Raw genomic sequence first — 11,558 nt, 5'->3', positions numbered from 1 at the left:
TGGTTATTTTTTGATCAACACCAAGAATGGAAGTTACTATGGATCTCGCCTTTGATCGCCAGCATATCTGGCATCCCTACACATCAACGTTAACACCTCTGACCTGCTACCCAGTCACCAATGCAGACGGCGTTTACTTAGAATTAGAAGGCGGAAAACGAATTATTGATGGCATGTCGTCTTGGTGGTCAACCATTCACGGCTACAATCATCCAGAGCTGAATGCCGCTGCTCATAGCCAGATCGATAAGGTTTCACACGTTATGTTTGGTGGTATCACCCACCAGCCTGCCATCGATTTATGTAAGAGGCTTCTCAATCTAGCACCAAGTAATCTTGAACATGTATTCTTGGCCGATTCAGGCTCAGTTGCCGTAGAAGTGAGCCTTAAAATGGCGCTTCAATACTGGCATGCCAAAGGACAACCTCGTTCAAAGTTCCTCACACTCAGAGATGGCTACCACGGTGATACCTTTGCAGCGATGTCAGTGACCGACCCTGAAAACTCTATGCACAGCCTCTACAAAGGCTTTTTGCCTGAACACATTTTTGCCGATTCACCGAAAACAGGCTTTTGGGATCAATGGGACGCTAACGACATAAACAGCTTCCGTGAAAAGCTAGCAACACATCATCAAGAAGTCGCAGCCGTTATCTTGGAGCCGATCGTTCAAGGCGCTGGCGGTATGCGTATTTACCACCCTGAATTTCTGAAACAGGTGCGCTTGCTGTGCGATGAATTCAACGTATTGCTGATTTTGGATGAGATTGCGACCGGGTTTGGTCGCACTGGGAAACTGTTCGCGTGTGAGCATGCCGATATTCAACCGGACATTCTATGCTTGGGTAAAGCGCTGACTGGCGGCTACATGACCCTTTCAGCAACGCTAGCGAGCAAAGAAGTCGCTGATACGGTATGTGGCGGTGAAGCAGGCTGCTTTATGCACGGGCCAACCTTTATGGGTAACCCATTAGCTTGCGCGGTCGGTGCGGCAAGTTTATCGATCATAGAGCAAGGTCATTGGCAGAGTCAGACTCAGCAGATTGAACAGCTTTTCTCTGAATTGCTGCCACCTTTGCGAGAGCATGCATTGGTTAAAGACGTTCGCTGGTTGGGCGCGATTGGTGTAGTTGAAACCCATTCACCTGTCGATATGGAAACCATTCAAGCTCACTTTGTTGAACAAGGCGTTTGGATACGCCCATTCGGCAAGTTGATCTATATGATGCCTCCTTTCATTAGCAAACCTGAACATATTGAACAGCTCGTTTCAGCCATTGATAAGGCACTTAAACGTCCTGATTGTTTCAAAGAGACCTAATTGTTTTAAATAAATCTGAATGTGTTCAATATAAAAATTATCGATTCAGCCTGTGAAACACAGGCTGAATTATTAAAATTAAACCTCTGTTTAAGAAGGGATTTATTGAAAATACAATCACAATTCTTATTTACCCTCTCGACAAAAATAAATTCAAAAATTGTATTAGCAGCTGAATAAAATGTCGTCATAGAATGCGGGACTTTTCATCGCTCGCTAACTTTATGAAGACCCTGTTTCTCTTATTAATCGCTCTAACTTCACTCTCTTTTTCCAGCACAGCTGAAGAAACCACATTAAGTGCAGCCCAGCATAGCTATATCCAAAATAAGCAGAAGCTAGTCATTGCGAAACCTATGTACCTGTTTAATCAAGTTTGGGAAGACTTTGTCGTCAATCGCAATCAAGACACGTGCGATAGCGTCCAAGGTATGCTTAGGGATTACTTGAATATAGAAGTGGAAGTAAAAGAGTACTTCTCTTCCAGAGCTTTATTATCTGCGATTGCTAGCGGTGAAGCTGACTTAACCATTGGCTTTGCGGAAACACGCAGAAGAGCTGAACAATTTGAGTTTTCAGACAGCTTATATGACATTCAAAATGTGTATTGGTACAGAGATGACGTCGCCAAGAATACGCCGCACGACCAACTAAAATGGGTATGCATTAAAAGTTCACTGTTCTGCCAACTGCTCAATCAGCAGGGAGTGTCTGACCCTATGGTTGTGAATAGCACTTCTGAACTGTTACCTGCGATAGCGAATGGCTTTGCCGATGCGACGATTTTAGATCTGACATCAGTACAAAGTTACTACTCCGTCATGACCCCCGGAGAATGGCAAGGTGCACTCTCGTTCAGCCAAGATCTGCCCAAATTTCCCGTTCAGATCATGATGAACCAGAATGACAGCGTAATGCACAGCATCATCGAAAAATTCATTCACGACAAAGAAAACGACATTGCCAATTTGTCTTCGGAACAGTTCTATCATTTTTACGATGATCTCGTGAACCAGATAATCCAAAGCCAATATGGCAAACGCCCTATTCGCTTCACGGTGACGGAAGGGATCTATCCATATTCATATTTTGATCCTACAACTCAAGAGGCCGTAGGGTTCATTCATGATGCGATCAAGCTGATTTCGAGAAAGCTAGGATTGAAGTTTGAATATGTGCCGCCAGAAGGCAGAAACATCATCGATATGCTCAAGAATGGTGAGGTTGAGTTTTTGCCCGGTTTCGATGTAGAGAACGTAGATTCTACTCAGTTTATCGCCAGCGAACCCTTCATGACATTCGAATGGGCGTTGATTGAAACTAACCGAGAGTCTTTAAATAAAAAGACCGCTATTTTGGATCGAACGGGCTACTTCATTCCAAAGTCGAGTTTAGAAGATCATTTAGCTGACGCTTTGATGTACAAAGACATGGACTCAATCATTACCGCGATGAGCAACGGTCAGATTACGCATGCCTATATTCCAAAGAGTATTGCTAACCTATACATTTTTAATGGTTATGATGCGCTGTTTAACATCGTTCCACAAACTGCTGAAGTTTCACTGCAACGTAAAATGGGCGTCATTTTAAATCCGAGTTCGTCGTTCTTACAAAGCGTGATCGACTCAGCTATTTCGGTCACAACACAAAATGAAATTGATCTTCTAACACTGAAGCATCACAACATCGTTGCTCAATACGGATTCAGTAAAGAGCGAATTGTGGCGTATACCTTAGCGATATCAGGAGTGATATTCGCTTTGATTACCTTTGGCTTAATGAAGACTCGTCGACTGTCTCTATCGCTGTCGCGTGCTCAACAGTCTGAACAGCGCAGTTATGATCAGATCCAATGGCTAACGACCTTGCTAGATAACTTACCTAGCCTGATTGCGATTCACGATAAAAGCGGCCAATTGGTTCTTTCCAACAGTGCTTTTGATAAGCAAATGGCACACTGCTTTACACAGCAACACGATGAAAACCCAGAATTTTGCTGGCTTAGAGATAACGATGAAAAAACAGGGAACAAATTAGGCGTTTGGAGCACCATCAAGTGTGACTGCAGTGGCGGCGAACAGCATTTTCGCGTGATTCGTCAGTGTTTGGCCAACGCATCAGAGAAAGACCCTTACGTAATCACGGTACTTGATGACCTCACAAGGTGGGAAAAACAACAGCGTGAGCTTGAGATATCTAATAAGAAAGCGCAAGAAGCGATCAAAGCTCGAGATCTATTCTTAGCCATCGTCAGCCACGAATTGCGCACGCCTATCGCGGCCATGATTGGCCTGATGGAGCTACTCAGTACCAAGATAGAAAACAAAGATGACATGGAGCTTCTTAGCAATGCTCAGTTGTCAGCTGAACGTTTGAAATTGCTGGTCAGTGACATTCTCGACATCTCAAAAATGGAGGCGAATCAGCTTCATTTAGAGTCGAAGATAAGCAATATCTATGACGAGCTGTGCCCGATATTTAGGACATTTGAGAGCAATGCTCGACTCAACAATCTTAACTTTAAATTAGATTGGAAAGTCGACTCGATATCCAGAGCAAGCTTGGATTGGCTTCGAGTCACTCAGATTCTTAATAACCTATTGAACAATGCGATTAAGTTCACCGAGAACGGCTTTGTGTTGGTTACGGTAAAAACATCGAGCGAACAACTGCAGCTTTCGATTACGGATACAGGCTGCGGTATGTCTGACCAACAAATAGCGCGTGCGTTTCAACCTTTCGCACAAGGCGACCGCAGTATTAGTCGACGCTACGGCGGCACAGGTCTTGGGATTACGGTGGTCCAACGCCTAGTCAACATGATGGATGGTGACCTAAAAATTGAAAGCAAGTTGGGGCTAGGCACTAAGGTTTCGGTGAGCTTACCAATTAAAGGAACAGCGAGCCCAATAAAAGTGGTTACACCTATGCACTCTGAAGATAGAGAGATCTTAGCGTGGTTTAAAGCTTGGAAAATCGAGAATCAGATGAACGATTACAGTCAGGCAATTGAGCGCTCCACACAATGGCAGAACCTGTATCCAGACCTATTGCTGAGCGATATCACGGCTCAAGGCAAAAGCGTGACTCACGCTCCGGCGTCAGAGTACCACTTTACCGGAACCGTGCTTATCGCCGATGACGACCCAATCAACCGCTTGTTGTTTGCAAAACAGCTTAAGCGCTTTGGGTTAAAGACGGTCATCGTAAAAGACGGCCAAGAAGCGATGGAAGAATTAGAAAATAGCGAAACACTGGTGGATATCATCATCACCGATTGCCATATGCCGAACATGGATGGCTATCAATTGACTGAGAAGATTCGTTCACTCGACAAGCTGAAACACTTGCCAATTATTGGCTGTACAGCCGAAGACTCGAAGCTGGTTATTGAGAAGGCTGAACGTGTGGGGATGGATCAAGTGATCTACAAGCCTTATTCGTTTGAAGAGCTCGCATGTGCGATTGAGGAATTACTGCCCCAACAAGCGATAGAAACAATCCAAGCAGACCAATCCTGGGCACAGAATTACAGCCCAGAAGAGCAGCTTCAAATGGCGACTGTTATTTTGGATTCGTTCAGCTCAGATAAAGCGATGTTGCTAGAGACAGACCCAAACATCAAAGCGATAGCACACAGAATCAAGGGTTCGGCAAGCCTACTCGGCTTAGATTCTCTCAATCATGCAGCAAAGGATTGTGAGAAAAATGCAGAAGACCCTATGTATTGTCACAAGTTAATTGAAGAGCTGGACTTAGCGATTGCCTCAGCTCAAGCGGTTATAAACAGGTTAGATTCACTATGAAAATTCTCATCGTTGAGGATTCATTGTTACAAGCAACACAAATTCAGATCCTACTGAAACGCTACAGCGTGGATGAGGTGTATACCGCTTACAACGGCGAAGATGCGATAGAGCTATGCAAACAACATCGCTTTGATATTGCGTTCTGTGACCTTCAGTTGCCACAGATTGATGGCGTGTCGTTACTGGCCTCTTCGGAAGCTCAAGGTTCAATACAAACTGTTGTCATCTTGAGTGCGATGGCTGATGCTGCGTTGGATTCAACCAAAAGCATGTGCAAACTCATTGGCTATAACGAAGTCGAAGCGATACCGAAACCGGTAGATGAAACGCATATCCAGCGTTTGCTGTCGTCGTATAAACGCATCCAAACCGCTAAGTCTATTCTGCCGACCGAAGTTAAGTTAGATGAACAGCAGACCATTGAAGCCTTTGAAAATGAATGGTTCACCAATGCTTATCAGACGCAACATGACGTTGAACAATCGAAATTGGTGGGTGTTGAGGTACTTGCTCGCATTATGCATCCAGAATTAGGGTTGCTCACACCTTTCCATTTCATGGACACATTGCGTCAACTTGGGCTGATGGATCGACTTTTCTTCACTGTGCTTGAACTGGCTCTGAAAGATATCTCGTCGATGCGTATGCCGATCCACTTTGCGATCAATATTGAGCAGTCAACATTAAAGCTTGAGATTGCGGACCAAGTCGCAAGCTTATGTGACAAGTACAAAATTGATCCGTCACTGCTGACATTAGAAATTACAGAGCACGAAACGATCCTGCTGGATGCGCATTGCTATAAGAACATCGCAAAACTCAGCATGTTAGGCGTTGGATTGTCAGTTGATGATTTCGGGACAGGTTATGCGTCTCTGTCTCAGTTGTCGAGTTTGCCTTTTACTGAGCTAAAAGTAGACCGCAGTTTTGTAAACAACATTAGCGAAAACAAAAAGAATCAGATTCTAACGAAAGCTTGCATCAATTTGGCAGAAAACCTTGGCCTTTCTTGTATTGTCGAAGGTGTAGAACAGCAGCAAGACCTTGAATACTTAAAAACAATTGGCATGACCAAATATCAAGGTTTTATTACTTCAAAGCCTGCAAGCTTTTCGGAATTCACGTCAGTAAATAATTTAAAATAAACATGAAATTAACTCAATTAAATGCACTTATCGTTGATGACTCAGCGATAGTGCTATCCACTATTCGCAATATGCTGGTTCATATTGGCTTCTCAGAGCGTTTGATTTCAATTGCTAAGTCACCTCGTATCGCAATGGCTCTCACCAGCGAAACAACCTTTGATGTGATCATTTGCGATTATAACTTTGGCAACACCATCAACGGCAAACAGTTATTCGAAGAGTTGAAGCAATCCAAAAGATTAAAAGACGACGGGATATTTATCCTGGTAACAGGCGAGAATTCAGCTTTGTCGATCCGCCCTATCTTAGAGCTTCGACCAGATAACTACCTATTAAAGCCGTTCAACCGCGAAACGTTGAAGCAACGTATTACCAGTTCTCTGAAAAAGAAGCTGGTGTTGCAGAATATCTACAAGGCTGAAAGAGAGAACAACTACCAAGCGGGTTTAGAATTTTGCGAAGAGTTAGTCGCATTCCATCCAGAATATTTCGCGACGATTCAACAGTTCCGTGGAAGCTTTCTATCAAAGCTTGAACTCTACGACGAAGCTAAGCGTGTTTATGAAAAAGCTCTTGATGAAGGCAGTTTCGATTGGGCTCAAGCTGGGCTTGCGAACAGCCTTGCGAACTTAGGCCAGCTTAATGAAGCACAACGCATGATCGAAAGCTTGATTGATTCAGCGCCCACCAGCACTTTGTATCGAGACCAAGCCGCTCAGGTCAATCTGATCAGCAACAAGATTCCTGCGGCGATTGCACACTTTAAGTTGGCGAGCGAACTCACCCCTGGAAACTCAGAACGAGAGTTGGCAATCGCGAATCTATGTTTGTCGGTAAATGACTCGAGAACTGCACTGCTTCACTATCAAAACTACGTGCAGATAAACAGAGACACCTTCCGTGACAACTTGTACATGAAGTTGAATCATATTCGGTTCTTGCTCTACTGCGCGTCGGATGGCATTGATAAGCAAGCGAATTTGGATCAGGTCAATTACCTGATTTCTAAAATCCCGACCGAGGCAAGATCTGGACTTCAAACCGACTTGGCATTGATAGCAGCTCACATAGCGATGGAATCCAAGCAGTATCAAAAGGCGGTGACAATTTTGACCGCACTGCACGACAAGAATGACTTCAACGCATTTCCTGTGATTTATCACCATGCATGGTTGTTGGATAGAATGAGTTGTGAGAACGAATTCAAAGTCGCTGAGAATCGCTGCGGCATGTTGATCATCAAAACAGCAAACGAAACCGTCGTTTCGAGTCAAATGACGATGTGTACCGAGATGAAAAATCGCAACACAGAAAAAATGACATGGCTTAAAGAGAAAAACATCATTATTAAGCAAGGCCAATCAGATTATAAATTGGTGCTCGTGGCTTACTTAGATATTCATAAGCGCTGCCCGATGATCAAAAACGTCTGTATGAACATCGTGAAACTGCTTTCTGTGATTTGGCCAGATTCTATGGGTGCTAAGCAAGTGCTCACTATCATCAAGCAATGTGATGAAGTGATCACCCAGCTTTATACCATTGATGAGCTGACAAAAAACAACTATCAAAACTACTACCGAAAGGCGCTTCTAGCGTGTAAGCAAGCAGATACTGCGGCTAACGCCAGCTTCTCTTTTATGTAACGGTTCTTTGAATTAGCTTCTCTAAATAACTGTCGCATACAAAAAATAACGCCACATATAAAAAAGGCTTTGCCATTACAGCAAAGCCTTTTAAATAATCTATTTCGCGCGAGGCGCTAAATAATTAGATTAACCGATGTGCGTTACGCCGCCCATGTATGGCTGAAGTACTGCTGGGATAGCAATACGGCCGTCAGCTTCTTGGTTGTTCTCAAGAATAGCAACCATAGTACGACCTACAGCAAGGCCAGAACCATTTAGTGTGTGTACAAGTTCAGGTTTCTTCTCGCCTTTACGACGGAAGCGAGCTTGCATACGACGCGCTTGGAAATCCCACATGTTTGAACAAGAAGAGATTTCACGGTAAGTCTCTTGTGCTGGAACCCATACTTCTAAGTCGTAAGTTTTCGCAGAACCGAAGCCCATGTCGCCCGTACATAGAATCACTTTACGGTAAGGAAGCTCTAGAAGTTGAAGTACTTTCTCAGCGTGACCTGTTAGCTCTTCAAGAGCTGCCATAGAGTCTTCTGGTTTAGTGATTTGTACTAGTTCAACTTTGTCGAATTGGTGCATACGGATAAGACCACGAGTGTCACGACCGTAAGAACCTGCTTCAGAACGGAAACATGGTGTGTGAGCTGTCATCTTAAGTGGCAGTTCAGCTTCATCAGTAATCGTGTCACGAACCATGTTCGTTACCGGTACTTCTGCCGTTGGGATAAGCGATAGAGTCTTAAGAGGTACGTCACTTACTTGCTCAGTTAGCGGGCTCGTGTGAAACAAGTCTTCGCCGAACTTAGGAAGTTGACCAGTACCGTATAGGCTATCGTGGTTCACTAGGTACGGTACGTACATTTCTGTGTAGCCGTGCTCATCAGTGTGAAGATCCAACATGAACTGAGCAATAGCACGGTGTAGACGTGCAAATTTGCCTTTCATCACGATGAAACGAGAACCAGAGATTTTAACTGCGCTAGCAAAATCAAGGCCGCCAGACATTTCGCCTAGGTCAACGTGATCTTTAACTTCGAAGTCGTAAGTCTTAGGTTGGCCCCAACGAGAAACTTCTACGTTATCGTCTTCATCTTTACCATCTGGCACTTCTGCGTCAGGAAGGTTAGGAATAGACATTGTGATCGTTTCTAGCTCAGATTGAAGGTCAGCCAATGCTACTTTAGCTTGGTCTAGTTCTGCGCCTAAGTTGCCTACTTCTGCAAGGATACGCTCAGCTTCTTCATGGTCGCCTTTTGCTTTCGCTTGACCAATGGACTTCGATCGAGAGTTACGTAACGCTTGCAGCTCTTCAGTTTTCATCTGAAGGGACTTACGTTTTTCTTCAAGTTCACGAATTGTCTCTACATCAAGGGCGAAGCCTCGACGTGCTAATTTTGCCGCTGTTTCATCCAGCTCAGCTCGAAGTAATTTAGAATCCAGCATTGCTAATCCTATGCTTTAGTTATTTGAATATTCAGTAGTTTGCTACTGAATCACTGCTAAACCCCTAAAATTGGTGCTATTTCGACCAACTTTTAACGATTTAATATAAATTTTATGACTAGGTAACGATATCCAAAAAAGACTACTTTTCATAGCGTTTTTGTGGGCTTTTTGCGTCCAAATCCGCCAGATAATCTAGCTTCTCGCCAATTTTGGTCTCTAAGCCTCGTTTTGTTGGGAAATAGTATTGTTTCTCTCCCATTTCAGGAGGCAGATACTTTTCGCCAGCCGCGTAGGCACCCGGTTCGTCATGAGCATAACGGTATTCTTGTCCGTAGCCCATGTCCTTCATCAAAGTTGTCGGTGCATTTCGTAAATGATGAGGCACTTCATACTCAGGAAGGTTGTGCGCATCAGTTAACGCTTGCTTCCAAGCGGTGTAGACGGCATTACTCTTTGGCGCACAAGCTAAATACACAACCGCTTGAGCAATCGCACGTTCTCCTTCAGCAGGCCCAATACGTGTGAAGCAATCCCAAGCCGACATCGCGACCTGCATCGCCCTTGGGTCTGCGTTACCAATATCTTCAGAGGCAATCGCCAGTAAACGCCTTACGATATACAGAGGGTCACAACCCGCGGCAATCATTCGCGCCGACCAATACAGCGCTGCATCAGGGTTCGAACCACGAATCGATTTGTGAACCGCAGAGATTAGGTCGTACCAAATATCGCCCTTGTTATCAAAGCGAGCGACTTTCTCACCTGCTACTTCAGCAAGCAACTGCAAAGTTATCGCTTTCTCGCCCTTATCGTTGTCTTCTGCCATGTCATACAGCAACTCAAGATAGTTGAGCGACATACGCGCATCACCGTTCACCAACTCAGCGAGACGGTCTAAGACGTTATCAGCGAAGTCGGCAGACACATCACCCAATCCACGCTGTTTATCTTCAATCGCTTGGCGAATAACAAGGGAGATGTCGTCAGTATTGAGGGAAGTCAGTTTGTAGACACGCGCACGTGACAACAAAGCGTTGTTCAATTCAAAAGAAGGGTTTTCTGTAGTCGCGCCGATAAAGGTAACCGTGCCATCTTCAATATGAGGAAGAAAGGCATCTTGCTGGCTTTTGTTAAAGCGATGGACCTCATCCACAAACAGAATCGTTCTGCGTCCTGCTTGTTTGTTTTCTCGGGCTTTCTCAATGGCGACCCGAATGTCTTTCACACCCGATGTTACCGCTGATACACGCTCCACTTCTGCATTGGCGTAATTTGCAGCCACTTCCGCCAACGTGGTTTTACCGGTACCCGGAGGCCCCCATAAAATCATGGAGTGAATATGGCCCGCTTCCAACGCTCTGCGAAGTGGTTTACCAGGGCCTAATATATGCTGCTGACCGATGTACTGTTCAACAGTTTCAGGTCTCATACGAGCAGCAAGGGGACGAAAATCTTCGTCCCCTGCAAAATCTAAGCTGTAATTACTCAATTGCAATCTCTTGATTCGTTGATGGCATAATGCCTATCGACTTACGACCAAACGATCTGCCTGTTTGGATCAATTTCTTTGGTCGTCGACCTCGACACCTTCTGGCGCCACAAAAGTAAAGCGGTCTGCTGATGGTTTACCTAAATCAACATTGCTGAAAGTAAACTCACCTTTCTGGCCATCTTGTTCAATCACGTTAAAGCCCTGAACAATGCCCTTTTCGGTGATGTTAATTTGGAAATCACCTTGGTTAGAGTCCACTGCCGTTGGCGTTAGCGTAAATTGGTTACCCGTTTGCGCGACGTTGTAGTTATCCCAATCGCTTTCTTGGTTGCGAGTCAGCAGTACGAAAGGCGTTTGCGATGTCGCTTGTTCTTGCCAGTAAATGCTCACTTGCTCAATGAACGGGCTGTAGTACCACAAGCTTTGGCCATCAGATACCAATAAGTTCTCATCAGGGAACGTAGTTTCCCAACGGAACAAGCTAGGACGTGCAATCTCAACGGTGCCCTCGCCTTCCATCACCACATCGCCCTCAGGGCTGGTCACGACTTGTTTAAAGTCAGCACTAAAACCTGCGTTCAATGCCAAACGGCTACTCAGCTCTTCTTTCGGAGAAGCAAACACTGAGAAGCTCATAAATAAAAGTGCGAATACTTTTTTCATCAATAATCCTGTTAAAACATAAGTCGGTCATATTC

At 44.6% G+C, this 11,558-nt stretch carries 7 protein-coding genes; 4 read left to right on the top strand and 3 right to left on the bottom strand.

Features of this window, described 5'->3' with window-relative positions:
* The first annotated feature begins 38 nt into the window (after positions 1 to 38).
* The 4 genes from bioA to OCV12_RS05390 all read left to right on the top strand — a co-directional run bounded on the left by bioA (position 39) and on the right by OCV12_RS05390 (position 7,928).
* Entirely contained in the window at positions 39 to 1,322 is a 1,284-nt protein-coding gene (gene bioA, locus OCV12_RS05405) for an adenosylmethionine--8-amino-7-oxononanoate transaminase (protein ID WP_261885547.1), read from the top strand.
* Positions 1,323 to 1,546: 224 nt separating this feature from the next.
* Positions 1,547 to 5,131: an ATP-binding protein gene (locus OCV12_RS05400; RefSeq protein ID WP_261885546.1), complete on the top strand. Its 3,585-nt coding sequence runs from the start codon at positions 1,547 to 1,549 to the stop codon at positions 5,129 to 5,131.
* The gene (locus tag OCV12_RS05395; RefSeq protein ID WP_261885545.1) at positions 5,128 to 6,279 is read left to right on the top strand and encodes an EAL domain-containing response regulator; all 1,152 of its coding nucleotides are present in this window, start codon (positions 5,128 to 5,130) and stop codon (positions 6,277 to 6,279) included. Before OCV12_RS05400 ends, OCV12_RS05395 begins: the two co-directional genes overlap by 4 nt.
* Before the next feature lie 2 nt (positions 6,280 to 6,281).
* Positions 6,282 to 7,928, top strand: coding sequence for a response regulator (locus OCV12_RS05390; protein WP_261885544.1), 1,647 nt, complete (start codon positions 6,282 to 6,284; stop codon positions 7,926 to 7,928).
* Positions 7,929 to 8,057: 129 nt separating this feature from the next.
* Here the strand turns inward: OCV12_RS05390 and serS are convergent, their stop codons facing one another.
* The 3 genes from serS to lolA all read right to left on the bottom strand — a co-directional run bounded on the left by serS (position 8,058) and on the right by lolA (position 11,523).
* On the bottom strand, positions 8,058 to 9,365 hold the full coding sequence (serS, locus tag OCV12_RS05385; protein ID WP_019822476.1) for a serine--tRNA ligase: 1,308 nt from the start codon (positions 9,363 to 9,365) through the stop codon (positions 8,058 to 8,060).
* Between the two features lie 142 nt (positions 9,366 to 9,507).
* A complete protein-coding gene (locus tag OCV12_RS05380; protein ID WP_261885543.1) occupies positions 9,508 to 10,863 on the bottom strand; it encodes a replication-associated recombination protein A in 1,356 nt (451 codons plus the stop codon).
* 63 nt (positions 10,864 to 10,926) lie between these two features.
* A complete protein-coding gene (gene lolA, locus OCV12_RS05375) occupies positions 10,927 to 11,523 on the bottom strand; it encodes an outer membrane lipoprotein chaperone LolA (protein ID WP_261885542.1) in 597 nt (198 codons plus the stop codon).
* Between the last annotated feature and the right edge of the window lie 35 nt (positions 11,524 to 11,558).

The sequence above is a fragment of the Vibrio pomeroyi genome (assembly GCF_024347595.1).
Lineage (GTDB): Bacteria > Pseudomonadota > Gammaproteobacteria > Enterobacterales > Vibrionaceae > Vibrio > Vibrio pomeroyi.
Note: the sequence above shows the minus strand (reverse complement) of the source record. Positions and strands in the feature narration are given on the sequence as shown.